The 25,813-nt window shown below is 62.9% G+C and carries 19 protein-coding genes and 1 pseudogene; 11 read left to right on the top strand and 9 right to left on the bottom strand.

Annotated elements, in window-relative coordinates; all coding sequences use genetic code 11:
• Positions 1–4: 4 nt before the first annotated feature.
• From ACWGKN_RS14980 to ACWGKN_RS14970, 3 genes are all read right to left on the bottom strand, one after another.
• Positions 5–3,145, bottom strand: coding sequence for an efflux RND transporter permease subunit (locus ACWGKN_RS14980; protein WP_424254884.1), 3,141 nt, complete (start codon positions 3,143–3,145; stop codon positions 5–7).
• A gap of 3 nt (positions 3,146–3,148) precedes the next feature.
• Positions 3,149–4,348 (bottom strand): efflux RND transporter periplasmic adaptor subunit, encoded by a 1,200-nt coding sequence (locus tag ACWGKN_RS14975; protein ID WP_035227462.1) that lies wholly within the window; start codon positions 4,346–4,348, stop codon positions 3,149–3,151.
• Between the two features lie 123 nt (positions 4,349–4,471).
• On the bottom strand, positions 4,472–5,062 hold the full coding sequence (locus tag ACWGKN_RS14970) for a TetR/AcrR family transcriptional regulator (protein WP_035227465.1): 591 nt from the start codon (positions 5,060–5,062) through the stop codon (positions 4,472–4,474).
• A 474-nt stretch (positions 5,063–5,536) separates the two neighbouring features.
• Between ACWGKN_RS14970 and uraA the strand changes: the two genes are divergently transcribed.
• Positions 5,537–6,823 carry a uracil permease gene (gene uraA, locus ACWGKN_RS14965; protein WP_035227467.1) on the top strand — a complete coding sequence of 429 codons (1,287 nt, stop codon included), beginning with the start codon at positions 5,537–5,539 and terminating at the stop codon, positions 6,821–6,823.
• Between the two features lie 85 nt (positions 6,824–6,908).
• Here the strand turns inward: uraA and ACWGKN_RS14960 are convergent, their stop codons facing one another.
• Positions 6,909–7,451: a VanZ family protein gene (locus ACWGKN_RS14960; protein WP_424254886.1), complete on the bottom strand. Its 543-nt coding sequence runs from the start codon at positions 7,449–7,451 to the stop codon at positions 6,909–6,911.
• Positions 7,438–8,301 (bottom strand): ComEC/Rec2 family competence protein, encoded by an 864-nt coding sequence (locus ACWGKN_RS14955; protein WP_424254888.1) that lies wholly within the window; start codon positions 8,299–8,301, stop codon positions 7,438–7,440. The genes ACWGKN_RS14960 and ACWGKN_RS14955 overlap by 14 nt, the downstream gene beginning before the upstream one ends.
• Positions 8,302–8,513: 212 nt before the next feature.
• Here ACWGKN_RS14955 and ACWGKN_RS14950 point away from each other — a divergent pair, with 212 nt between their 5' ends.
• Genes ACWGKN_RS14950 through ACWGKN_RS14940 form a run of 3 tightly spaced genes read left to right on the top strand, consistent with a single transcriptional unit; the run spans position 8,514 to position 13,259 of the window.
• On the top strand, positions 8,514–8,696 hold the full coding sequence (locus tag ACWGKN_RS14950) for a hypothetical protein (RefSeq protein WP_424254890.1): 183 nt from the start codon (positions 8,514–8,516) through the stop codon (positions 8,694–8,696).
• Positions 8,689–12,153 carry a response regulator gene (locus ACWGKN_RS14945; RefSeq protein WP_052159735.1) on the top strand — a complete coding sequence of 1,155 codons (3,465 nt, stop codon included), beginning with the start codon at positions 8,689–8,691 and terminating at the stop codon, positions 12,151–12,153. The genes ACWGKN_RS14950 and ACWGKN_RS14945 overlap by 8 nt, the downstream gene beginning before the upstream one ends.
• Positions 12,150–13,259: a response regulator gene (locus ACWGKN_RS14940; RefSeq protein WP_424254893.1), complete on the top strand. Its 1,110-nt coding sequence runs from the start codon at positions 12,150–12,152 to the stop codon at positions 13,257–13,259. The genes ACWGKN_RS14945 and ACWGKN_RS14940 overlap by 4 nt, the downstream gene beginning before the upstream one ends.
• A 44-nt stretch (positions 13,260–13,303) precedes the next feature.
• On the opposite strand, the gene ACWGKN_RS14935 is transcribed toward ACWGKN_RS14940, so the two are convergent.
• Positions 13,304–15,700 carry a sucrose synthase gene (locus tag ACWGKN_RS14935; protein WP_035227475.1) on the bottom strand — a complete coding sequence of 799 codons (2,397 nt, stop codon included), beginning with the start codon at positions 15,698–15,700 and terminating at the stop codon, positions 13,304–13,306.
• A complete protein-coding gene (locus ACWGKN_RS14930; protein ID WP_424254895.1) occupies positions 15,697–17,865 on the bottom strand; it encodes an HAD-IIB family hydrolase in 2,169 nt (722 codons plus the stop codon). The genes ACWGKN_RS14935 and ACWGKN_RS14930 overlap by 4 nt, the downstream gene beginning before the upstream one ends.
• A 43-nt stretch (positions 17,866–17,908) precedes the next feature.
• On the opposite strand from ACWGKN_RS14930, the gene ACWGKN_RS14925 reads away from it, so the two are divergent.
• A complete protein-coding gene (locus tag ACWGKN_RS14925) occupies positions 17,909–18,163 on the top strand; it encodes a hypothetical protein (RefSeq protein WP_452095554.1) in 255 nt (84 codons plus the stop codon).
• Between the two features lie 224 nt (positions 18,164–18,387).
• Here ACWGKN_RS14925 and ACWGKN_RS14920 read toward each other — a convergent pair whose 3' ends face one another.
• Together ACWGKN_RS14920 and ACWGKN_RS14915 are read right to left on the bottom strand one after the other, a co-directional pair.
• On the bottom strand, positions 18,388–18,630 hold the full coding sequence (locus ACWGKN_RS14920) for a cation:proton antiporter regulatory subunit (protein ID WP_424254899.1): 243 nt from the start codon (positions 18,628–18,630) through the stop codon (positions 18,388–18,390).
• Complete coding sequence (locus ACWGKN_RS14915) at positions 18,630–20,081, bottom strand: potassium channel family protein (RefSeq protein WP_424254901.1); 1,452 nt, start codon at positions 20,079–20,081, stop codon at positions 18,630–18,632. Before ACWGKN_RS14915 ends, ACWGKN_RS14920 begins: the two co-directional genes overlap by 1 nt.
• Before the next feature lie 448 nt (positions 20,082–20,529).
• Between ACWGKN_RS14915 and ACWGKN_RS14910 the strand changes: the two genes are divergently transcribed.
• The 6 genes and pseudogenes from ACWGKN_RS14910 to ACWGKN_RS14885 all read left to right on the top strand — a co-directional run bounded on the left by ACWGKN_RS14910 (position 20,530) and on the right by ACWGKN_RS14885 (position 25,796).
• Complete coding sequence (locus ACWGKN_RS14910; RefSeq protein ID WP_424254903.1) at positions 20,530–21,096, top strand: CBS domain-containing protein; 567 nt, start codon at positions 20,530–20,532, stop codon at positions 21,094–21,096.
• Between the two features lie 187 nt (positions 21,097–21,283).
• Positions 21,284–22,686 (top strand): annotated as a pseudogene (locus ACWGKN_RS14905) (proton-conducting transporter transmembrane domain-containing protein); the annotation flags it as partial.
• Between the two features lie 365 nt (positions 22,687–23,051).
• Positions 23,052–23,540, top strand: coding sequence for a Na+/H+ antiporter subunit E (locus ACWGKN_RS14900; protein WP_035227494.1), 489 nt, complete (start codon positions 23,052–23,054; stop codon positions 23,538–23,540).
• Positions 23,534–23,803 (top strand): K+/H+ antiporter subunit F, encoded by a 270-nt coding sequence (locus ACWGKN_RS14895; protein WP_035227497.1) that lies wholly within the window; start codon positions 23,534–23,536, stop codon positions 23,801–23,803. The genes ACWGKN_RS14900 and ACWGKN_RS14895 overlap by 7 nt, the downstream gene beginning before the upstream one ends.
• An 11-nt stretch (positions 23,804–23,814) precedes the next feature.
• Positions 23,815–24,186: a Na+/H+ antiporter subunit G gene (locus ACWGKN_RS14890; protein ID WP_452095553.1), complete on the top strand. Its 372-nt coding sequence runs from the start codon at positions 23,815–23,817 to the stop codon at positions 24,184–24,186.
• A gap of 317 nt (positions 24,187–24,503) precedes the next feature.
• Positions 24,504–25,796, top strand: coding sequence for a TolC family protein (locus ACWGKN_RS14885; protein WP_424254908.1), 1,293 nt, complete (start codon positions 24,504–24,506; stop codon positions 25,794–25,796).
• Positions 25,797–25,813: the final 17 nt, after the last annotated feature.

Genomic DNA, 25,813 nt, shown 5'->3' with positions numbered 1-25,813 from the left:
GGCATCACTCCTGTTCGGCGACGGGGGTGGTGTCCGCCTCGGGCCGCCGGGGTTTGAAGATACGCAGCACCACCACGAAAAAGAGCGGGATGAAGAGAATGGCCAGCACTGTGGCCAGGGTCATGCCGCCGAGGACGCCGGTGCCGATGGCGTGACGGCTATTGGCGCCGGCGCCGGAGCTGATCGCGAGCGGCAGCACGCCGAGCATGAATGCCATGGAGGTCATCAGGATCGGCCGCAGACGCAGTCGGGCGGCGCGCAGGGCGCTGTCCACCACGTCGCGCCCCTTGTCGTAGCGTCGCTTGGCGAACTCGACGATGAGGATGGCGTTCTTGGCCGACAGGCCGATCGTGGTCAGCAGGCCGACCTGGAAGTAGACGTCGTTGGTCAGGCCGCGGGTGTAGACGGCAGCCAGCGCTCCGAGCACACCGATGGGCACGGCGAGGATGACCGAAAACGGCACCGACCAGCTCTCGTACAGGGCCGCGAGGCAGAGGAGCACCACCAGGATGGAGATGGCGTACAGGAACGGCGCCTGGGTACCGGCCTGCAACTCCTGGAAGGAGGCGCCGGTCCACTCGTAGCCGAAGCCGGCGGGCAGCTTGGCCACCAGCTCGCCGATGGTCTGCATGGCGTCACCGCTGGACAGGCCGGGCGCGGCCTCGCCGACGATGTTGATCGCCGGGTTGCCGTTGTAGCGCTCCAGCCGGGGCGAACCGTAGCTCCAGTAGCCGCTGGCGAACGAGGAGAAGGGCACCATTTCGCCCCGTTCGTTGCGCACGTACCAGAGGCCCAGGTCATCCGGGTTCATGCGGTAGGGCGCGTCCGCCTGGAGGTAGACCTTCTTCACCCGTTCCTGGTTGAGGAAGTCGTTGACGTACATGGAGCCCCAGGCCGTGCCCAGGGTGGTGTTGATGTCGCTGACGGTCACACCCAGCGCCATGGCCTTTTCGTAGTCAACGTCGATATTGTACTCGGGCGCGTCGTCCATGCCGTTGGGCCGCACCCGGGTCAGGGTCTGATTCTGCGCCGCCATGCCGAGCAGTTGGTTGCGGGCCTCGATGAGCTTCTCATGGCCCAGACCGGAGCGGTCCTGGAGGAAGAAGTCGAAGCCGGTGGAGGTGCCCAACGCCGGGATCGGCGGGATGTTGAAGGGGAAGACCATGGCCTCCTTGATCTGCGAGAAGGCGCCCATGGCCCGGCCGATGATCGCCTTGACCTCCTGGTCGGGCCGGGTGCGCTCGTCCCAGTGTTTGAGATTGACGAAGGCCATGCCCATGTTCTGGCCCATGCCGGCGAAGCTGTAGCCGGCCACGGTGAATACGGCATTGACGTTCTCCTTCTCCGCTTCCAGGTAGTGGGTGCGCACCTTGTCCAGCACCTCCTGGGTGCGCTCCAGGGTGGCGCCGGCGGGCAGCTGCACCAGGGTGGGGAACACGCCCTGGTCCTCCTCGGGGATGAAGCTGGTGGGCAGCTTGACGAAGAACCAGCCGACCGCGATGAGCATCAGCAGGTAAAGGAGGCCGAAGCGGCCGGTGCGCTTGAGCACGTAGCCGACGCAGGTGCGGTAGGTGTCGGCGCTGCGCTCGAAGGTGCGGTTGAACCAGCCGAAAAAGCCGCGCTTCTGGAGGCTGTGCCCCTTCTGCACCGGCTTGAGCAGGGTGGCGCACAGCGCCGGGGTGAGGATCAGGGCGACCAGCACCGAGAGCAGCATGGCCGAGACGATGGTCAGCGAGAACTGGCGGTAGATGGCGCCGGTGGAGCCGCCGAAGAAGGCCATGGGCACGAATACCGCGGAGAGCACCAGGGCGATGCCGATGAGCGCGCCGGTGATCTGGTCCATGGACTTGCGGGTGGCCTCGAGCGGCGACAGTCCCTCCTCGGCCATGATCCGCTCGACGTTTTCGACCACGACGATGGCATCGTCGACCAACAGACCGATGGCCAGCACCAGGCCGAACATGGTCAGGGTGTTGATCGAGAAGCCGAACACGGCCATGATCGCGAAGGTGCCCAGGAGGACCACGGGCACGGCGATGGTGGGGATGAGCGTGGCCCGGAAGTTCTGCAGGAACAGATACATGACCAGGAAGACGAGGATGATCGCCTCGAACAGGGTCTTGACCACCTCCTTGATGGAGATGCGGATGAAGGTGGTGGTGTCGTAGGGGAAGACCACCTCCACGCCCGGCGGGAAGTAGGGCTTCAGCTCATCGATCTTGGCCTTCACTGCATCCGAGGTGGCGAGGGCGTTGGCGCCGGTGGCGAGCATGATGGCCATGCCCGAAGAGGCCTGGCCGTTGAAGGTGGTCCGGGTGAGGTAGTTCTCGGCGCCGATCTCCACCCGGGCCACGTCCTTGAGCCGCACCTGGGAGCCGTCCGGGAGCACCCGAAGCATGATGCGGCCAAACTGCTCGGGCGAACTCATCATGGTCTGGGCCATCATCGAGTAGCTCAGCTGCTGGCCGGGGACCGAGGGAGAGCCGCCCAGCTCGCCCACCGCCACCTGGTTGTTCTGGGCGCGGATGGCGTTCGCCACGTCGGACGGGGTCAGCTGGAAGCTGTTCAGCTTGCTCGGGTCGAGCCAGATGCGCATCGAGTACTGGCCGCCGAACACCTCGATCGAGCCCACGCCGGTGGTCCGGCTGAGCGGGTCGCGCAGGGTGTTGATCATGAAGTCGGCCAGGTCGTAGTTCTTCATGGTCGGGTCGGAGGAGATCAGGCTGACGATCATGAGGAAGGTCGAGTTGGACTTGGCCACCTGCACGCCTTCCTTCTGCACCGCGTCGGGCAGCAGTTTGAGCGCCTGCTGCAGCTTGTTCTGCACCTGCACCTGGGCGATGTCCGGGTCGGTGCCGGTCTCGAAGAACAGGGTGATGGTGACGTTGCCGGTGGAGGAACTCTCGGACTTCATGTAGAGGAAGTTGTCCAGACCGGTCATGTTCTGCTCGATGATCTGGGTGACCGAGTTCTCGATGGTCGCGGCCGAGGCGCCGGTGTACTTGGTGGTGACGCGCACCGAGGGCGGGGCGATCTCCGGGTACTGGGACACCGGCAGATTGAGGACGGCAAGCGCGCCGGCGAGCATGATGACGATGGCGATGACCCACGCGAAGATGGGCCGGTCGATGAAATAGCGTGCCATGGGTTACTCCGCCTTTTCCTGGGTTGCGGGCCGGTCGTTTCCGGCCGGCGCGGGGGCGGACTTGGCCTCGACCGCCTTGACCCGGGCACCTGGCCGCACCTTCTGCCGGCCGGCGACGATCACCCGGTCGCCGGCCTGCAGACCGGACTCGATGACGATGCCCTCGCCGATCATCTGGCCGGTGACGAGTTGGCGCAATTCGACCACGGATTCCTTGTTCACCACCAGGGCCTGGGCGATGCCCTTCATGTCGCGGGTGACGGCCACCTGCGGAGCGAGGATGGCGTCGGGCCGCTGACCGCGCTCGAGTCGGGCGCGGACGAACATGCCGGGCAGGAGCACATGGTCCGGGTTGGCGGCCAGCACCCGCAGGGTGACCGTGCCGGTGGACACGGCGACGGTGACGTCGGCGAATTCGAGCTTGCCGGGATGGGCATAGACCGAGCCATCCTCGAGGAGCACGCTCACCCGGGCCTTGCCCTCGGTGTCCACCTGCATCTGGCCGGATTCGACCTCCTTCTTCAGGCGCAGCACCTCCACGCTCGACTGGCTGACGTCGATATACATCGGGTCGAGCTGCTGGATGGTGGCCAGGGCCGTGGGCTGCTGGGCGGTGACGAGCGCGCCCTCGGTTACCTGGGACATGCCGATGCGGCCGGAGATAGGGGCCTTGACGTCGGTGTAGGCGAGGTTGATGTGGGCGCTGTCCACCGCCGCTTTGGCCGCGGCGATCTCGGCTACGGTCTGCTTCCAGGCGGCCTCGGTCTCGACCTGGTCCTGGTCGCTGACCGCCTTGCGCTCCACCAGCTTGCGGTAGCGCTCGGCCTTGAGCCGGGCCGAATTCTCCGAGGCCTCGGCCCGGGCCAGGGCGGCGCAGGCGGAGTCGTAGGCGGCCTTGTAGACGGCCGGGTCGATCTTGTAGAGCAGTTGGCCGGCCTTGACCTCGCTGCCCTCCTCGAAATGGCGTTTGAGAATGATGCCGCTCACCTGGGGCCGCACCTCGGCGATACGATAGGCGGCGGTGCGGCCGGGCAGCTCCATGCTCAAGTTGACGCTCTGCGGGGCGAGGGTGACCACCCCAACCTCAGCCGGGCCACCGGGCGGGGGGCCGGCCTGCTTGTCACCGCCCCGGCAGGCGCCGAGCAGCATGGCGGCAGCCAGGGCAAGGGCGATGAAAGGTGCGTGTATCTTTTGCGTACTCATGATTCCCATCCTTGAAGGTTGAAGGTGATCAGTTCCGGCGGAGAGACAAATTGGGGTCTCGAGGTCGGACCGGTCTGTGATCGCCTGTAAATATTGTGTTTGGCGCGGCTGCCCGCCGATGCCCTATCGTTTGATGGCATCCCAGCTGGCCTCCGCCGTCCTGCGGATCAAATCTTCGTTCAGCTCGACGAACTCGAGGGTATGGTCACGGGCGACGGACACCAGCGTGCCGAAGAACAGGGCGAAGAGGATGGCGAGCGGCAGGTCCTTGATCACGCCATCGGCGACGCCCTGCTCGAACAGATGCTTCACCGTGTCGCACCGCTGCTCGCTGGATCTCTGGTTGAAGATCTTGTCCCGCCGCATGGCGACGCCATAAGGAGAATAGTAGAACTGTTCGAGGAACTTGAACTCCAGCGGGTTGTCCAGCAGGAAGCGCATCATGCCGATGAAGAAACGATTGAACCGCTCCTTGAGCGAACGACCAGCCGTATCCTGGACCATCAAGATCAGGTTCATCCGTTCCTCAAGTTCCCGGTGTACTTCCCGGATAAGGACGTCCTTGTCGGCGAAATAGCGGTAGATGGTGCCGGTGCCGACCCCGGCCCGTGCCGCGATCATTGCCGTCGGCGCGCCGTGGAAGCCGTTTTCGGCGATCAGCTCCATGGCGGCCTTGAGGATGGCCGATCGTTTGTCGGGTATTTCCTTGTTCATATCGTCGGGGTCTCTGGAGGATAGTATCATGCGGAGTGAATGTTCAGTCCTCATCTACCCAATCACCATCGATCTGTCAATTTTTTTTTAATCGCCTCGGCTTCCTGCAAGATAACGAGACTGGTTGTGGACAAAAAAATGGAGGAGGCGCTGTTGTTTGTCGAGTTTCCCATCGTCTGTCATTCAAGTTCCCCAGTCTGTCATTTCGAGCGATAGCGAGAAATCCCGTCCCCTGCCGCCGGGGATTTCCGCCTGCGATCGACAGGGGAGCCAGGGGTTGGCGGCGGCAGATTGAACATTATGTTGCCCGCCGGGGCTCGATATGGTACGGGAGTGGGTCGTTATCGACCGGGGGAATATTGGCGCGATGCGTGATGTCCTGTTCCTTTTTTCCCTCGTCTTCCCGGTAGAATAGCGGACAAATTGTCCTCGGCGGCGACGAACGAGAAACCAGCAGAACAAGGAAAGATTTCAATGATGCAAAAGACCATACAGGTGAACGAAAAGGTACCGCTGCTGCAGGGGATTCCCCTGAGTTTGCAACACCTTTTCGCCATGTTCGGGGCATCGGTGCTGGTGCCGACCCTGTTCAAGATCGACCCCTCCGTCGTCCTCCTGATGAACGGCATCGGCACCCTGATCTACCTGGTCCTGTGCCAGGGCAAGGCCCCGGCCTTCCTCGGTTCGAGCTTCGCCTTCCTGTCGCCGGTCTTCGTTGTTCTCGGGGCCAACCAGGAACTGTGGGCCGGCAACTACTCCTATGCCCTCGGCGGGTTCATCGCCTCCGGCTGCATCTTCATCACCGTCGCCCTGATCATCTGGAAATTCGGCTCGGCCTGGATCGGTTTCGTCCTGCCGCCGGCGACGATGGGTCCCATCGTCATGCTCATCGGGCTCGAACTGGCCGGGGTGGCGACCGGGATGGCCGGCATTACACCGGATGCCAAGGGAAGCTACAATGTCGAGGCGATTATCGTCTCCGTCATGACCCTGCTCACCGTCGCCTTCGGTTCCCTGCTGTTCCGGGGGTTCATGGCGGTCATCCCGGTGCTGATCGGTATCGCCGTCGGCTATGCGGTGGCGGTGTGCATGGGGATGGTCAGTTTCGACGGGGTGAGGACCGCCGCGATCCTCGCCATGCCGACCTTCCATAGCCCGAGGTTCGATCTCAACATGATCCTGATCATCATCCCGGCCTCGCTGGTGGTGATCTCCGAACATATCGGCCACCTGGTGGTGACCGGCAATATCGTCGGCCGGGAGTTGACCCGTGATCCGGGGCTCCACCGCTCGCTGATGGGCGACGGCGTGTCGACGGTGCTGTCCGGCCTCTGCGGTTCGGTGCCGACCACGACCTACGGCGAGAACATCGGGGTCATGGCGATCACCCGGGTCTATTCGGTCTGGGTCATCGGCGGGGCGGCGATCATCTCGATTGTCCTCGCCTTTATCGGCAAGCTGTCGGCGGTCATCCAGTCCATCCCGACCCCGGTCATGGGCGGCATCTCGATCCTCCTCTTCGGGGTCATCGCCGCCTCGGGGATCCGGATGCTGGTGGAGGCGAAGGTCGACTACTCCCGACCGATCAACCTCACCCTGACGGCCATCGTCCTGATCGTCGGGATCAGCGGGGCGGCGGTCAATATCGGCAATGTCCAGCTGAAGGGCATGGCCCTGGCGACCGTGGTCGGCATGGTCCTTTCCCTCCTCTTTCATCTCCTCGAGCGGCTCGGCCTGGTCAACGTCCGGACGGATATCTGAGGAGCGGTCGATAGCTGCAGGTTGTCCAGGGGAATTTCCGGCCATCCGGCACCGGCTGTCCTCGCCGTGCCGACTGCCTTCACGGTTATGATCCGGTAATGGCCGGCCTCCCGGTGGCCTCGGTTCTGGCGGTGATGGCGATCAGGGACTGGGCGAGCAGGGCGGCTATCGCGTTGATGGCGATATCCCGGAGATCGCCGACCCGGTTGGGGCGGAGCCACTGGATCAGTTCATCGCCGGTGCCGGCCAGGCAGACCAGGATGAACGCCAGCAGGTGCCGGCGGACCCCGTGGATGGAATCCGGCAGGGCCTTGCTGCAGAGGAGGCTGAGAACGCCGTACTGGAGGAGATGAAAACGTTCCTCCGGGATCGTCATCCACAACAGGGCTACGCCATAGCCGCCGAGCACCGGGATATAGGGCAGGATGGCACGGGGACGATGATACCGGTTAATATATGCGAGGATTACGGCCAGGATCAGGACCAGACCGGTCGTCATCACCAGGCTGAGGTGGTCCCCGGCGATCTGCCGCGCCAGGGTTGAGAGGTTGCGCATCCATCCCGAGGTTCCGTAGATGAGCAGCACATAGGCGAGGGCCAGGTACTGCGCCGTCCTATTGCCCGACATGGTGCCATCCCCGGGCATCGATCCTGAGTTCCAGATCACCCTGGAGATCGGTGCGCCACACTTCGCCGCTCCTGGCCCGCACCAGTTCCAGGGCGGCGGGATCCACCGCTGCGCCCCTGCCGGTGCTGATGACCGCGAGTCCCGGCCGGACGGCGTCGAGCCAAGGCCCGAGATGGCCGGGATCCTTGGCGTGATGGGGAACCTTGACGATATCGGCCCGGAGCGCCCCGGGGCGGGCGGCCAGTGTCCGACGTCCGCCGGCCTCGATATCGCCGGGCAGGAGCAGCCGCACCGGACCGATGGTCACGGCGAGGACCAGCGAGCTGTCATTGATCTCTTCCGGCCGTGATTGCGTCGCATCGGCGGCGAGTACGGTCACCTCGATCTCCCCGCATTGCCATTTGCCTCCGGTCGCAAGCGGCTGATAAGGGAATTGCCGCCGCCAGCGGCGGTAGGCGGCAAAGTGCGGTTCGCCGCCGTTGTCGCCGCCATTGTCGTGCACCATCGCGATCGCCAGGGCGGCGGGCAGGGTCAGCACCCCGCCGAAGTGGTCGTGGTGCGGGTGGGAGATGATCAGCCGATCGAGGCGTTCGACACCGCGGCGTTCCAGCGCCACCCCGATCCGGCTGCCGCTGCCCGGCGGACCGGCATCGACCAGCATGGCACAGCGGCCGGCCTGGCGGAGCAGCAGCGCGTCCTCCCCGCCGGCATCGAGGAAGGACACGGTGACGGGGGCGCTCAGTGGTGCGGCGCCGCCCGGCCGGGCCAGGCCGGTGACCAGCACGGTGAGCAGGAGCAGGGACCGGCAGATGATCATTGACCGGGAGTTGCGGAAGTGGTTGGCGTCCATGGGATGGGGGCAAAGTGAATGAGGACCGGAAAGACCGGAAATCTGCCTGACCTCCAATCTACCCGAGCGGCAGCCTGCCGGCAAGTCGGGAGAGGGTGAAATCTGTTGCCGGGAAGGGGGCGATGCATTACCTTAATTTGCTGGGTTGCGGAGGAAATGGTATCCTTCCGTATTATGGAGGCATTTTCCTCCTGCGGGATGGAGGCCGGGCGATGGAAGCAACCTTTCACCCTGAATTTCGGATAGCCGTCCGGCAGGTATTCATGGCCAGAGACGCTGCTGCTGTATGCACGGCGCTGCTCGATTTCATCCGCGGGCCTTGGTTCGCCTCGACGCAGGAGGCGATGGCTCCGGTACTCATTCACCACGTGTTTCCGGGAGATGGCGATGCCTGATGGCAGACAGGGGGAGATCCGCTTCTTCGGGCAGTGGTGGCGCGCCGCGCTGGTCCTGGCCTGCCTGCTGGTCTCGTTTCGGCCGGAGGCCGGCGCCGCCGCCACCGAGGACCAGTTCAAGATCGGCGTCCTGGCCATCAGGGGCAAGGAGCAATGCCTGAAGAGTTGGACGCCGACAGCCGACTACCTGAGCAAGCGGATCCCCGGCCATCGCTTTGTCATTGTCCCGCTGGAGCACACCCGGATCAATTCGACGGTGGAAAAAGGGGAGGTCGATTTCATCCTCACCAACTCGTCTTCCTATGTCGAGCTCGAATACCTGTACGGCGCCAACCGGATCGCGACGCTGAAGGAGATGCGTCTCGGCCGCGTCTATTCCAAGTACGGCAGCGTCATCTTCTGCCGCCGCGATCGCACCGATATCCGCCGGCTCATCGACCTGAGCGGCAAGGTCTTCATGGCGGTCGCCGAATCGTCGCTGGGCGGCTGGCAGATGACGTGGCGGGAACTGCTTGAAAACGGCATCGACCCCTACAGGGATTTCCGGGCCCTCCGGTTCGGCGAGACCCACGACGAGGTGGTCGAGGCGGTACTGGCCGGCAGGGCCGACGCCGGGACGGTGCGGACCAACACCCTCGAACAGATGGCGGCCGAGGGCAAGATATCGCTCGATGAAGTCTATGTCTTCCCGCCCCTGCGCCGCCAGCATGACGAATCCCCCTATCTGGTGACGACGCGGGAATATCCCGATTGGCCGATGGCCAAGGTCAGGCAGACACCCGACGAACTGGCGGAGAAGGTCGCCATCGCCCTGCTGCAGATGGAGGCCCACACACCGGCGGCGGTGGCGGCGGGATGCGCCGGCTGGACCATCCCCCTCAATTATCAACCGGTCCACGACCTGCTCAAGTTCCTCCGTCTCGGCCCGTACAAGGACCTCGACCGGATCACCGTCGGGGCGGTACTACGGGCCTATGCCGCCTGGATCATACCGCTCGGCATTCTCTTTGTCCTGTCCCTGGCCCTGATGGCGCTGATCCTGCGGCTCAACCGCCGGCTCAAGGCCTCGCACGTCACCCTGATGGAGGAGATCGAGCAGCATCGGCAGCTGGACGAGGAACTGCAGAGGTCCAAGGAGCTGGCCGAGGCGGCGACGCGGGCCAAGAGCGAATTCCTCGCCAATATGAGCCATGAGATCCGCACCCCGATGAACGGCATCATCGCCGCCGTCGATCTGGCGCTGAGCGAACAGGTGCCGAAGGCCATCGAGAACTATCTCCATATCGTCCAGAATTCCGCCTATTCCCTCCTCGGCATCATCAACGACATCCTCGATTTTTCGAAGATCGAGGCCGGCCAGATGGAATTGAAGGACCGGATCTTCCGGCTCGATGAGGTCTTTGACCGGGTCATGGATGTCTTCGTCCATCAGGCGGGCGAGAAGGGCCTCGAACTGCTCGTCGACATCGACCGGGATACCCCCCGCCTGCTGCTCGGCGATTCCCTGCGTCTGCAGCAGATCCTCACCAACCTGGTCAGCAACGCCATCAAGTTCACCCCGTCCGGCGGTAGCATCCTGGTCAGCGCCCAGGATGCGTCCTCAACGCAGAGCGATCTTCCCCCTGACAAGGTACGACTCTCCTTTTCGGTCAAGGATACCGGCATGGGGATTCCGGCCAGCTATATGTCGACGATCTTCCAGCCTTTCACCCAGGGCGATACCTCGTCGACGCGGAAGTACGAGGGAACCGGGCTCGGACTCAGCATCTGCAGCAAGTTCGTGACGATGATGAAGGGAACCATCGGTGTCGAGAGTATCCTCGGCAAGGGCAGCAATTTCTTTTTCACCGTCCAGCTCGGCCGGGCCGGCAACCTGCCCGCCGCCAAATACATCCTGCCTCCGGACATCCATGGTCTCAATGTCCTGGTGGTCGATGACCTTGCCGACAGCCGGATGATCATGAGCAAGATCCTTCAGTCCCTCGGCTTTAAGGTCGAGACGCTGCCGTCGGGCGTCGAGGCGTTGAAGCGGCTGTCCTCGTTCCGGATGAAACAGCAGCCGGTCGACCTGATCATGATGGACTGGCAGATGCCGGATCTCGACGGCATCGAGACGGCGAAGCGGATCCGGGGCGAGCTGCGCCTCGATCTGCCGATCATTATCATGACCGCCTTCGCCAAGGACCTGCACCGTGAAGATGCCGAACGGGCGGGGACCAACGGCTTTCTGACCAAGCCGATCTTCCAGTCGACCCTGTTCGATGCGATCATGGACGCCTTCGGCAAAGGCGGGGTGCGGAGCGAAGGGTCGCGGCATGACTTCACCACCCGCTCCACCCTGTACAGCAAGCAGTTGCGGGGAATCAAGCTGCTCCTGGTGGAGGACAACCTGACCAACCAGTTGGTGGCGACGGCGATCCTCGAAAAGGCGGAAATCGATGTCACCGTCGTCGACAATGGCGAACTGGCGGTGCAGGCGGTGCAGGACAAGAGTTTCGACGGGGTGCTGATGGATATCCAGATGCCGAGGATGAACGGCTACGAGGCGACCCGGTTGATCAGGGAAATTCCCGGCTGTGCCAAACTGCCGATTATCGCGATGACCGCCCATGCGATGAAGGGCGATGAGGAGAAGTGTCTTGAGGCCGGGATGGACGGCTACATCGCCAAACCGATCAACCAGGAACGGCTGTTTGCGACCCTCTCGCATCTGCTGCGAGGGCACCAGCGGGTGGTGGAGACGGTGCGGAATGCCGATGCCGTTGCCGGGGCCGAGGCGGCAGACGACGGCGGGGCGGCAACCGCCGCGGCCCCTGCCAAAGACGAAGGACCGCCGCTCGACCTGCCCGGCATCGATGTCCAGGCGGCGCTGGCGAACTCGGGGCTTGACCGCCGCACCTTCAAGACCATCCTTCTCGGTTTCTATAATGACAACAGTTCTACCCGCCGGGAGATCGAGCAGGCGGCAGCGGATGGGCGGACCGGCGACCTGCTCCGCCTCGCCCACAGTCTCAAGGGCAGTGCCGGCAATATCGGCGCAGTCGGACTGCAGACCGCAGCGGCCCGGGTCGAGGAAGAATGCCGGAAACGGCTCGATTCCTCCGTCCGGTCACCTGACTTTGACGGGATGGTACGGGAGCTGCTCGATTCCCTTGAGCAGGTGCTCGGCTCCCTGCGCTCGCTGGCGACGGAAGAGGCCGGCGGGGCGGCACCGGAGCCGCCGCCCGAACCCGGCGAGGATACGGGTCAGATCTTTCGTGACATGGAGGCGGCGATCGATCGCGCCGACCCCGAGGCGATCATCCAGGCCCTGCACAGAATCCGCCGGCTTACTGCGGCCGGGACCCTGCCGCAGCCGGAGCTGCTGTCGACCCTCGAGCGCCAGATCAACCGCTACGATTACGATCAAGCCAGATCAACCCTGCAGCAGATGCAGCGATCAGAGGGAATGAGATGACAGCGACGGAACGGCCCCTCGTCCTCATTGTCGACGACAATGCCACCAATATCGACCTGCTGGTCGGCAGCCTCAAGGATGACTATCGACTGGGAATTGCCAAGAAAGGAATCGCCGCCCTCGAGTATGTCGACAAGTTCCGCCCCGCCCTCATCCTGCTCGATATCATGATGCCGGAGATGGACGGCTACGAGGTCTGTTCGCGGCTCAAGGCCAACCCGGAGACCAGTTCCATCCCGGTCATCTTCCTCACCGCGATGCAGGATACCATCAACAAGACCAAGGGTTTCGAGGTGGGGGCGGTCGATTATATCACCAAGCCCTTTCATGTCGCCGAGGTCAAGGCCCGGATCCAGACGCATATCACCCTCGAGGAGATGAAGGCCCAGCTGCGGGCCCAGAACGCCATCCTCGAGCAGAAGGTGGAGGAAAAGACCGCCGAGCTCCAGGAGATGCTCAACGGCAGCATCTGCAGCATGGCCCAGATGGTCGAGATCCGCGACCCGTACACCGCCGGCCACCAGCAGCGGGTGGCCCTGCTGGCCTGCTCGATCGCCGAGAAGATGGGGTTGTCGGCGCATATCATCGAAGGGATCCGCATCGCCGGCATCCTCCATGATGTCGGCAAGATCCGCATCCCGGTGTCAATCCTGAGCCGGGCCGGACAGCTGCTCGACGCCGAGTACGACGTCATCAAGATCCACCCCCAGATCAGCTTCGAGATCCTGAAAAATATCCCGTTTCCCTGGCCGGTGGCGCTTATGGTCTTCCAGCACCACGAGCGTCTCGACGGCTCCGGCTATCCCCTCGGGCTCAAGGGCGACGATATCCTGCTCGAAGCCCGGATCCTGGCGGTGGCCGACGTGGTCGAGGCCAAGAGCTCGTTTCGGCCATACCGTCCGGCGTTGGGCATCGATGCCGCCCTGGACGAAGTCCGGCAGCATCGGGGCACCCTCTACGACGGCGATGCCGTCGATATCTGTGTCGATCTGTTCACCAACCAGAAATTCGCCTTCGATTACAGCCTGGGCGGATCCGGGACGATCTTCTGCGTCGCCTCGCAGCAGACCCTGCAGTCGAGCATGGTCCTGGCGCCGAAACGCTGAGACTGCAGGAACTCGGATACTCTCGATCTCCGGTATTCCCGGTTTCATTCGTGGATCGCTCCCCGGCGCACTGCCTCGGCGAGCGGGCGGTACTGCAGCTGGTAGAACATGTGGAGATAGCGGCCGGTCTCTTCTCTCTCCAGATTGCTCATATATTTCCAGAATCCGTAGATCCGGGCCAGGGTCATCATCCGCTCCGCATACTGCTTCCAGGTGTAATGGGTCCTGACCCGGGCCAGCGCCCCGTTCGACAGCCGTCGCCACTCCTGCGGATCAGCGCCGCAGGCCTCGAGGAAATCGGCGATCCGGGCGGCACAGGAATCGCCGTCGTTGGGATCGATATGGAAACCGGAGACGTTGTCGCGGATGATCTCCAGCGGCCCGCCGTACCGGGTGGCAAAGGTCGGCAGCCCCGAGGCCATCGCCTCGATGATCGTCAGGCCGAAGGCCTCGAACAGCGCCGGCTGGACGAAAATCCCCCCCAAGTCGGCGATGTAGCGGTATATCTCGCCGGACAGGTTTTTTTCCAGATGCATCCCGAGCCAGCGGATCTGACCATCGAGTCGGTGCCGGTCGACCAGTTCGTGCATGAGCCGGATCTGTTCCTGCTCTTCGTGGTCGCGCGATTCCTCGACGGTCAGGTAGCCGCCGATCACCACCAGGTTGGCGATGGCCCGCAGCCGCTCCGAGCGGCCGTACCAGTCGACCAGGCCGGTGAGGTTCTTGATCCGGTCGAGGCGGGCCATCGAGAAGATCACCGGTCTGTCCCGCTTCACCAGGACGCCGCGGGAGCAGGGGCGGGGGCCGCCGAACAGCAGCTCCTCGATCTCCGGATGGAGCGAACGCAAGCGCCGCTCCTCCTCGCTGTAGGGGAAATAGACCCCGGCGTTGGCGCCCGGCGAGACGATGTTGAATTTCGGATCGAAGAGGTTGATGCCGTCGATCACCCGGAACAGCCCGGGCATGGTGAAGGAACGGTAGCTCTCGTACTGGCCGATCGAGTCCTCGGTGCCGACGATCTCCTGGTAGGTGCTGGTGATGATGAAGTCGGCGGTGTTCATCGCGATCAGGTCGGCGGTGTACTGACAGGAAAAATGGTACTGGTCGTCGTTCTCCTGCCAGTACAGGTCGGAGTGGAGATACTTCGTTTTTTCCAGGGCATGGGCGATATTGCACTGGGTGATGCCGAGCCGCTGGCTGAGCAGGGAGGCGACCAGGTTGCCGTCGGAATAGTTGCCGATGATCAGGTCGGGCCGGCCGCCCAGCTCGGCCAGGGCCTCCCGTTCGGCATGAGCGGCGAAGTCTTCGAGGTAGGGCCAGATCTCGAACCGCGAGATCCAGTGGCGGATGATTTCGCCGTTTTCCCTGTGGAACGGCACCCGGAGGATCCAGGTGTTGCTGCAGCCGTTGACCTTTTCGAGGCGTTCGCCGCAGGTCGTGCCTCCGGCCTCCGGGATCAGGCGGGTGAGGATGAGGATCTTCGGTTCGACGATGACCCCCTGCCGGGCCAGCCGCTCCCGCATCTCGTGTTCCAGCGCCCGCACCTGGTCGAGGATATAGACGACCTGGCCGCCGGTGTCCGGCAGGCCGAGGACGTTGTGCTGTCCGAAATAGCCGTGTGGCGAGACGATCAGCAGCCGCGAGACCATCGGGATGCGGGCCAGGAAGGCCTCGAGGTTGCCAGGCGACGGCGCTTCGAACAGGTCGAGGAGGAGGTTCATCGTCTCGGCCACCCGTTCGGCGCAATCGCCCCAACCGGGGGAAAACCCCATCTGCGACAGGACGTCGGCGAAGTCGGCGAGCGGGGTCCGGCCGTCGAGCTTGTCGACCCGTGCCAGCGCCTTGTGCAGGCCATCCCGCAGGGCCGTCACCGAATTGAAATCACCGTGGATCATCAGCGGCTTGCCGTCGAGGGAATGGACCTTGAGAAAATTGAGCAGCCGCACCTCCCCCTCGTGAACTCTTTGGAACAGCGTGCTGGAGAGCTGACGGTTGAGAAACATCACCCCCTGGCCGATCGTTTTGGCCTCCTTCAACCGGGGGAAGTTCCGGCCGAAGGGACCGAAATCGATCTCGAGCACGGGATGTCCGGCGTTGGCGTGGGGAATCTGGGTCTCCTTGAAGCGTAGAAATTCGCCGATGTCGATCTCCTCGGGCACCACATGTTCGATATGCATCCGCACGAAGCGCCACTCGGCGATCCGTCCCCGCAGCGAAAAATAGGCCCAGGGCTGGTTGAAGACCCCCTCCTGGAGATGGAAGACGAAGGTCTGGAGGCAGGAGTCGGACAGATCGCGATCGGCCTCGCTGCACATCTGCCGGAATTCCTGACGCAGGTCGGAGGGGAGCAGAAACAGGCGGTCGCAGCCGAAGCAGCGGCGCAGAAAATCATAGACGGAGTCACGGTTTTCCCTGGTGAATTGGATGAGTTCTTCGATCATGACGTCAGCAACCTCGTTGGATGGCAGGAATCGCCGAATTGATAATGGGCGATTCCTTCAAGAATGCCCCGCGCATGGTGGGCGGAGGCGAAATAGACCTGATGCCGCCCCTTGAGCGACCTGATCTCGGGGCTGTAATTGCCGACGATGACCCCGAGGGTGTCGCCGAGCATCATCTCGACGTCATTGCCGGAGTCGCCGGCGACGAGAAAGGAGTGGAGCGGCAGGCCCCACTTGTAGGCGAGATAACGGATGGCCTGTCCCTTCGAGGCCCGTACCGGCAGGATATCGAGATAGGCCTGATGCGAGTAGACCAGGTTGGCGCGCAGGTTGTGGCGCTGGAGATAGGCGCCGATCCGGTCCAGGGGCGGCAGCAGTTCCGGGTTGACATTGTAGCTGATCTTGAACGGGCGCTGGTTCTCCCTCTGCTGCAGGGCCAGGCCGGGGATGGCGGTCATCGCCTCGACCAGGGCGTCGCGCCGCCACTGGTGGCGGATGAGTTTGGCCCAGCCGGGGTCGGAACGGAGGTCCGGCCCGTAGGCGATCTCGGTGCCGACCGAGGTGATCACCACATCCGGCATCGGCACCCGCCAGTCGCGCAGCATCCGGACCGTACCGGCCATGCTGCGGCCGGTGGCGACCCCGAAGGCGACCCGTCCCGAACGGACCAGCAGCCACTCGATCAACTGCTCCAGGCCTTCCCGGTTACCGATCAGGGTGTTGTCGATATCGCTGATCAGTGCCTGCCGGGCCAGCGGCAGTGCCGACTTGCGGTCATGGCTGAGGGTCGCCAGCTGGCGGCGGAACCGCTTGCGATCCTTGCGCAGCACCCGCCGGACCGCATGGAGGTACTGGGCGACATGTCCGGCCCAGGTATAGTGCCGCTTGACCCCGGCGATACCGCTGCGGGCCCAGGTTCTCCAAGTCTTGCGGTCGGTCAGGGCCGTCTTCAGGGCGAGGGCGATGGTCTCGGGCTTGAGGGGGTCGATCAGCAGGCCGTTGCGGCAGTTGCCGATGATGTCGCTGGGACCGCCGTCCTCGGTGGCGACGACCGGCAGACCGCTGGCTGCGGCCTCGATCAGGGTCAGGCCGAAGGGCTCGGTCAGCGCCGGGTTGACGAACACCCCGTGCCGTCTGGCGGCGAGGCGGTAGAGATCGGGGATGTCCTCCATCCGGTGGTGCTTGGGCATGGCGACCTTGCCCCACAGGTCGTAGCGGTCGATCGCCAGCAGCAGGTCCACCAGCACCTGCTGCTGGGCGGGTTCCATGGTCCGGAGATCGTCGCGGTTGCCGGCGACGATCACCAGGTTGGCGAGCTGCTGCAGCTCGGCGTCCTCGCCGTAGGCAGTGAGCAGCCGGTGCAGGTTTTTCTTGGTTTCCGGCCGGCAGATCGCCAGAATGCAAGGCTTTTCCGGGATTTCGAGGAACCGGTCGACCATCCGGCAGACCGGTTCGGGGATTGGCCGCCGGCCCGGCGCCGAAAACCGTGTGGTGTCGGTGCCGGGGGGAATGACGCTGGCCCGTTTGGCGTCAAAATTCAGATAATCGCCATACTGGCTGACAATTTCCTGGCGGGTGCTGGCGACGATCAGCGAGGTGTGGCTGAGCACCTCCTCCTCGGCGGCAAGGCGCTGGGCGAAATTGAACTGACGTTCCAGCGAGCTTTGCTTGCGCCCCGACTCCAGCAGCCGCTGCAATTTGCCGCGGCCGAGGGAGTGGCCGGTATGGATCTGGGGGATGCCGAGCAGTCGCGACAGCTGCATGCCGACATAACCGGCATCGGCATAATGGGTGTGAATGATGTCCGGCAGCTTCTCCTGGGAACGCAGGTAGTGGAGACAGCGGTCGACCAGGTGATCGAGGTGCTTCCACAGGACTTCCTTGCGCAGGTAGCGTTTCGGACCGAAGGGCAGACGCACGATCCGCGCCCTCGGTCCCAGCTTTTCCTCCGCTGCGGCATAGTCGGGCGAGACCTCCCGATCGTCGATCAGCCGGGTCAGCAGGTCGACCCGCTCGACATCGGGATGGCGGCCGAGGGCGCGCGCCAGTTCGACGACGTAGGTGACCTGGCCGCCGGTATCGGCGTCGCGGCCAAGCTCCAGGTCGTGGCCCCGGACGAGGCCATGGATGCTCAGCATCAGAATGACAAGGGGTGGTTGTTCCATAGTGATCTCCATTGTTCAGGTCCATTGCGCCGGGACGTCCGCAATGGCGGTACTGCAGGTGATGGTGCGACTGGTCGGCGCTGTCGGCCGGCAGGACGACCGGAAGCAGGGACTGCCCGTTTGGGTACGGCAGTTGCGTGTGACGGATGTCGAAGTGGATAGCCGGCGGGGGCCGGGTATCCGTTACCGGTTATGGTGCCGGACGATGCGCGGGTTGGCAATGAGCTGCAGGCCCGGCCGATGTACGTATGGCAGTCTGGGTTACGGCGACAGGGGCAATCCGGTAGACTGCGGTTGAAAAAGCGGATTAATTATCAAACTAATTTATTATAAAAATTCGACAAAAGCAAGGCGATGCCGGGAAAAAAATTAATATCATCCATATTAACAAGCAGTTGTCGTTTTGACAGAGCGTTGCTTGAAATGGCAGGAATAGGAAGGAAGAATAAGTATTCAAAATTATTGAATGAGACGAAGACCGGGATGTCCAATTCGCTCCTGTTGCCGACTTGTCCCGGCGTTCTAACCCTTTTCCGGGTACATCGCCGTGAAGGTCTTTTCCGATTCGGCGGTGCCGATCATGATCATCTCGTCATCGGTCTGGAACGGTTCCGTCGGATCGGGGTTGATCAGCATGCGGCCCTGACGCCGGACGGCAATGACACTGCAACCGGTGTTCTGACGAATGCCGCTGTCGATGAGGGTTTTTCCGGCAAGGTGGAGGTGGACCCGGTGACGGAAAATATTCAGCCCCTCGGTCAGCATCAGCACCTTGCCGGGGAGAGGAGGTTGATGATGGTATTGGCCGCCATCGACGCATGGGACATGACCAGGTCGGCGCCGGCGGTGTGGAGGATGTTGATGTTCCGGTCGAGGTTGGAGCGGCAGATGATCTGGATGTCGGGCCGCAGCCGCCGGCAGTAGATCGTCAGGTAGATGTTCATCTCGTCACTGTGGGTGGTGATGAACACCGAGGGGGCGTCGGCGATGCCGGCCCGGCCCGGGACCTCGTGATCGGCGGCGCTGCCGACGATGGTGTTCTCGAGGCCTTCGATGATCCGGGGGTTCTTGTCGATGATGCGATAGGCGATTCCTTCCTCTTTGAGGGCGGCGGCCGCCGCCTTGCCGACCCGACCGCCGCCGAGGATCAGGACCGGGGCGTTGATGGTATGCGCCTCCTCCACGTAACTGTCATAGGCCGCCAGTTGCTTCTCTGAACCGGCGAAGACCAGGACGGTACTCGATTCGATGCGGGTCTCCGGTCCGGGCAGGCTGAATTGACCGCGATTCCACAGGCCGACGACGTTGACGCCGAGTTTCTGGCGCAGGCCAATCTCTCTGATCGTCCTGCCCACCAGGCGGGTGCGCATCGCCGGGGCGGCGGCGATGACCAGGTCCTCATAGCGGTAGGTGATATTGGCGAGCGTCCGCCGGCCGAGCGTGCGCCGGGCCAGGGACTGGCCGAGCATGTTCATGAACTGGAAGACATGGCTGCAGCCGGCCAGCTCCAGGATATCGATGGAGTCGTCGAGATCGGCGTTGGCGGCGATCAGTACGTCCGGGGAGATGCTGCGGACGATGAAGGTGATGCTGGTGTTTTTCATATCGTTGTTGACGGCCACCACCAGTGCCGCCTTGTCGACGCGGGCGCGGAGATAGGTGTCAGGGTCGTCCAGTTCGCCCACCAGGACCTGCAGGCCCTGGTCCACCAGATCGAGGGCCTGCTGCACCTCCGGGATGAGGATGACGTAGTCGTGCCCGTACCGAAGGAGGCGGCCGATGAGGGCGATGGTGATCGGGTCGTAGCCGGTGATGATGACATGGTTGGCGAAATTCTCCGGCAGCTGCCGGGGAGCCCGTGATTTGGACTGGGCCTCGAGCCAGGGGGCATAGAAGAACTGGATGAAGGCGAAGGGCAGCATGATCAGCAGGAAGACGATGCCGGAGAGGAGGACGATGATGGAGAAGATCTTGCCGATATCGCTCTCGAAGGTGATGTCGCCGAAGCCCAGGGTCGACATGACCGTCAGAGTCCAGTAAAAGCCGGTGATGATCGAGTAGTAACGGCCCTCGAGGTTCATGATGACATGAAAGAGGAGGCTGTACGCCACGATGAACAGGCTGAGCAGGAAGAGGAATTCGAGCAGGGTGCGGATATTGCGCCGGGTCCGCCGGTTCTGCATCAGATAGATGATCTGGGAGGGGAGGTATTTCATGGTCGCAGAGGCCAGGAGTGAATCGTTTGCCGGTATGATTCCGGCTGGTTGGAATTGATGATCAAGGGGGAATGGAAGCGAAGCGGCCCTCGATCAGATTATTCCGATCCATTGGATGCTGCGGCATACGGTAAGAATCTGATCGCTGCCGTCATAGTATCAAGAATACTCTTCCCGATGCCAAATTCAAGCTGCAGGGGCAACTCACTGAAGTCGGCTCGATATCCAGCCTTCCGATTTTTTGTTCCGGTCCCGCAGACCAGACGTGATGCAAGGATTTGCCTGGCGACCTGCCGAATGTAGTTGAAAACGTCTGCCAGGTGTCCGATGATGAATTAATACCGGTCAATGTGGACCGGAGATTCGGCTCTCCTGGGGACCGGTTCGAAGCTCACAACGACGACAATCCGCGGGTTGTCGTCTGATCTTCCACGAGGAGGCAGAGGAAATGGAAAAGATGCATGTGCGCGACCTGATGGTTCCGGCAGACAGGTTTCCGAAGATTTCCAACCGGGCGAGTTTTTATGAGGCAGTCAATGCCCTGGAGATCGCTCAGCAGAAATTTATGGCTGGGGAAGCCCAGCAGAGGATCCTGCTGGTGGAGGACGATGGCGGCAGAATCATTGGCAAGCTCAGCCCTATCGATCTGTTGCGCGGACTGGAGACCAACTACAGCCGGGTGGTTGCCGAGAAGACCCTCTCCCGCTATGGTTTCGGCAATATCTGGAAAACCATCCAGGAAGACTACAATCTCTGGGGCGATCCTTTTCACGACCTGTGCCGCAAGGCGGCACAGGTTCAGATACAGGACTTCCTCAAAGGTCCATCCGAAGGACAGACCGTGGGAGTGGATGACCTCATGGCCAAGTGCTTCCACCTGTTCGTGATGAATCGGCATGACTCGCTGTTTGTGGTTGACGGCGAGCGGATTGTCGGGCTGCTGCGGTTTTCGGATGTCTACCGAGAGGTTTCCAGAACCATGAAGGAATGCCGTATCGATCCATTACCGAAATAGGCACAGGTTCCGGTCCGGTAACCGGAGAATCGACCGGCTGTGATCGAAATGGATCAAAACAGCAGAGAGTTGCATGATATAACCAGGAATGGAGCAGGCAATGCCGTTTCCCCTGTTCCCGGAAAGGAGCCCCTGCCTGTACAGGATGCTGCGAATACATGGCTCTTCATGATGGGTTGGCCAGGCTATGAATCTGCTGCTCATTGTACTACTTCCCTTTGCCGGCTCCTTGCTGCCGCCGCTTGCCGGGCGACTGGGCCGCGGCGCGACGGCCTGGGCGGCGGCCGGTGTCCCGGCGCTGGCCCTGCTGCTGTCGGTAGGGCCGCTGCTGGCGGCCTTTGCCGGGACGCCGCTGTCGGTCCGCTGGGCGTGGCTGCCGCAGGCCGGTTTTGACCTCATCCTGCGCCTGGACGGTCTTGCCGGCCTGTTCATCCTGCTGATCCTGGGGATCGGCCTGCTGATCATCCTCTACGCCAGCTACTATCTGTCGGAGGATGACCCTCCCGGCCGGTTTTTCGCGCTGCTGCTGCTGTTCATGGGGGCGATGGTCGGTATCGTTCTCTCCGACCACCTGCTGCAGCTCCTGGTCTTCTGGGAATTGACCTCCCTCGGTTCATTCCTGCTGCTCGGCTTTCGCCATCAGAGCGCCGAGGCCCGCCAAGGGGCAAAGATGGCCCTGACGGTCACCGGTGCCGGCGGCCTGGCCATGCTCGCCGGCTTCCTGCTGCTCGGCCATATCGTCGGCAGCTACCGGATCTCGGTCATCCTCGAGGCGGGCGACATGATCCGCGCCCACCGCCTCTACACTCCGACCCTGCTGCTGATCCTCATTGGCGCCTTTACCAAATCGGCCCAGTTCCCCTTTCATTTCTGGCTGCCCCGGGCCATGGCGGCGCCGACCCCGGTCAGCGCCTACCTGCATTCCGCCACCATGGTCAAGGCCGGCGTCTTCCTGCTGGCGCGGTTGTTCCCGGCCTTGGCCGGCACCGACCTGTGGTTCCTGGTGGTCGGCGGCACCGGTCTCGTCACCCTGTCGTACGGTGCCTATACGCCCTGTTCCGGCATGATCTCAAGGGCCTGCCGGCCTATTCCACGATCAGTCATCTCGGCCTTATCGTGCTGCTGTTCGGCATCGATACGCCGCTGGCGGCCGTGGCCGGCGTCTTTCATATCATCAATCACGCCACCTTCAAGGCCTCGCTGTTCATGGCCGCCGGCATTATCGACCACGAAACCGGCACCCGCGACATGCGCCGCATCAACGGCCTGTGGACATACATGCCGCTTACCGGCACCCTGGCGATGGTTGCGGCCGCCGCCATGGCCGGCGTGCCGCTGCTCAACGGCTTCATGTCCAAGGAGATGTTCTTTGCCGAAACCCTGCACCTGACAGCACTGGGCCAGGCGGGCTGGCTCCTGCCGGCGGCGGCGACCCTGGCCGGCATCCTGGCCGTGGCCTATTCGGCGCCATTTCTGGCGCTCGCCTCGGCCGATGTGCTGGGCGGGCCCCTGCCTGCCTACAACCTGGCGATCCGGCACGGTTTCAATGCCCCGTTCATGATGAGTCTGATCGCCCTGGTCGGCGCCATGGCCGCTGCCGGCATGCCGCCGCTCTCCGGTTTCATCGGCAAGCTGCTTCTCCTCCAGTCAGTCCCGCCGGATGCCGCCGCCTGGCTGTGGACTGTCGTTCTGGCCGGCAGCCTGGCCGGCAGCCTGGCCGGAGTAGTCGGCCTGAGTCGGGCCGGCACGCAACTGTTCTGGCAGACCGAGGGGGAAATGCCTGCCGGGTCCAGGCCTCGTCTGACCCATCTCGCGCCGGTTGTTGTGCTGCTGGCGGCGAGTGTCATTCTGACCGTCTTTGCCGCGCCGGTCTGCCGCTACGCCGAGGCCACCGCCGCCCAGTTGCTGACGCCACGGGGCTATATCGAAGCGGTGCTGCACCAGGAGAATAAACCATGAAATGCTGGCTGCCCCAACCCTTGTTCAGCCTGTGCCTGTGGATGGTCTGGCTGCTGCTGGGCAATACCCTGGCGCCAGGCCAGATGCTGCTCGGCGCCGTGCTCGCCCTGGCCCTGCCACTCTTTTCCGTGCGTTTCTGGCCCGACCGACCGCGTCTTCGCCGGCCCCTGCAGCTGCTGCGCTACTTCGCGGTGCTGCTCTGGGATATCGTCGTCGCCAACCTGGTGGTGGCGCGATTGATCCTCGGTCCGACCAGGAAACTGCGGCCGGCATTTATCCGGCTGCCCCTCGATCTGTGTCACGAATTTGCCATTGTCGTCCTGGCCAATACCATTTCCCTGACGCCCGGTACCGTCTCGGCCGATTTGAGCCTCGACCGGCGCACGCTGCTGATTCACGCTCTCGACGTCGAAGATGAAGCACAGGCCATCGCCCGTATCAAGGACCGCTATGAACGACCATTGAAGGAGATTTTCGAATGTTAACGATCGCCGTGACCATCGCCTTTGCCTGCATCGCCGCCGCCCTCCTCCTCAACTTCTGGAGGTTGGTGCGCGGTCCCGACCTGCCGGACCGAATTCTGGCCCTGGATACCATGTATATCAACACGGTCGCGCTGCTCGTGCTGTTCGGCATCCATTTGGGCCTCACCGTCTTTTTCGAGGCGGCCCTGCTTATTGCCCCGATGGGTTTCGTTGGCACTGTCGCCCTCTGTAAATATCTGCTACGCGGCGATATCATTGAATAAGGAGAAACGGTATGGTGGAATTGCTTGTTTCCTTCTTTCTGGTCGCCGGCGGTGCCTTTGCCCTGATCGGCTCCATCGGCCTGGCCCGGCTCCCCGATCTGTTCATGCGTCTGCACGGCCCCACCAAGGCAACCACCCTTGGTGTCGGCGGCATCCTTGTCGCTTCAATGCTGCATTTCAGCGCCATTGAGGCCGGAGTCAGCCTGCATGAAGTCCTGGTGGCCGTGTTCCTGATGATCACGGCACCGGTCAGCGCGCACCTTGTCGCCCGCACGATGATCCACCTGGGCGGTGGCGATAAGGGTATCCCCGATGCCCCTCCAGGTGCAAAATCTCGAACCGGCATGAAAAACGGCAACGAGCCGGAGCTGGAAAAAACTTGAATAATATCGAAGTGAGAATAGGCACATTGGGCGCAGGCAGGGAAGGTGCCTGGCATATCTTCCTGGTAGAGGGCATCTCAAAACAGGCCGAAGGATATCGGCCTTGCAATGACCGTATATTTTGCCGGACTTGCCTTTCGGAAACAGTCGGCCTATCTTATTGATGCCGGGAAAAGCCTGTTTCAGCCGCATTTGCCGGAGGGTGGACAGGTTGGCTGCGGCTGTTCCCGGGAAAAGACTGGCAGGAAGGTCAAGTGGGTGATACATTGTGGCACAATCGACTCGGAGCCATTGATTCATCATCATGCGAGGCAGCTATGATCCTGAAAATACGCAATGTTTTTCTCTCTTTCCTGCTCTTGCCGGTCTGCTGGCAGGCCGGGTCCGCCGCTGCAGCGCAGCCTCCCGCCGCTGACCTCGAGCGACTCGTCGCCGAGGCCCTGGCCAGCAATCCCGAGATCAAGGCCTCCGAAGAACGCTGGCAGATGACCGTCAGCCGTGCCGCCCAGGCCGGGTCGCTCGATGACCCGATGCTGATGTTCAAGATCCAGAACGGCCTGGTCCGTGATCCCTTCGATTTTAACCGGGATGCCACCACCTCGAAGGTCATCGGTCTCAGCCAGGCCGTGCCCGCCTATGGCAAACGGGCCCTGCTGCGAAAGGGGGCGGAGCGTGAGGCCGAGGCCGATCGCTGGCGCATCGAGGAACGGCGGATCGAACTGCGGCGGATGGTCAAGGAAACCTGGTACCGCATCTCACTTGTCGACCGCTTCCTGGAAATCCTCGAAAAGAATATAACCGCCCTCGATGACCTGCTGCGCTTTTCCGAGACGATGTACGGGGTAGGGCAGGGCCTGCAGCAGGATGTCCTCAAGGCCCAGCTCGAGCGCTCCAGGATGGAGGAGATGCGCATCAGCCTGCAGCAGAGACGCCGAACCCTGACGGCGAGCATGAACACCCTGCTCTACAGGCCGGCGGAAACCGCCCTGCCTGCCATCCCGCCTACCGATATCGTCCCCCTGCAGCTGGAGCAGACCGCTCTTGAAACCCTGGCAGAGAGCCATCGTCCCGCCCTCAAGGCCCTGTCCGCCCAGATCGAGAAAGCGCAGTTGAATCGCCAACTGGCCGACAAGGAATTCTTCCCTGACTACACCCTGTCCTTCGAATATATGCAGATCGATGCCGGGCCGATGAGCGAAGGGGACGATATGTACAGCGCCGCGGTCTCCTTCAACCTGCCGGTGCAGCGGCAGCGCCGGCATGCCATGGTGGCTGAGGCCGTAGCGGAAAATCGCATGCTGGTCGAAGAACGCAACGTGCTGCGCAATCAGATCCGCCTGGCGGTGGCCGATACCCTGGCCGCCCTCGACGGCAAGGGCAGACTGACTGATCTCTATAAAGAGGGAATACTCCTGCAGGCGGCCAGTGTCCTGGAGGCGACCATCGCCTCCTATCGGGCCGGCAAGACGGATTTCATGAAGGTTCTCGACAGCCGGATGGCCCTGTTCAATCTGGAGCGGGAATACCATGAGGCGGTGGCGGAATACCAGATGCAGCTGGCGGTGCTGGAAGGCGTCGTCGGCGTGCCATTGCCTGGGTATGGACAATGAGTGGAGGGGGGCGCCGG

The sequence above is a fragment of the Desulfoprunum sp. genome (assembly GCF_053613775.1).
This window is presented reverse-complemented; position numbering and strand designations above follow the sequence as displayed.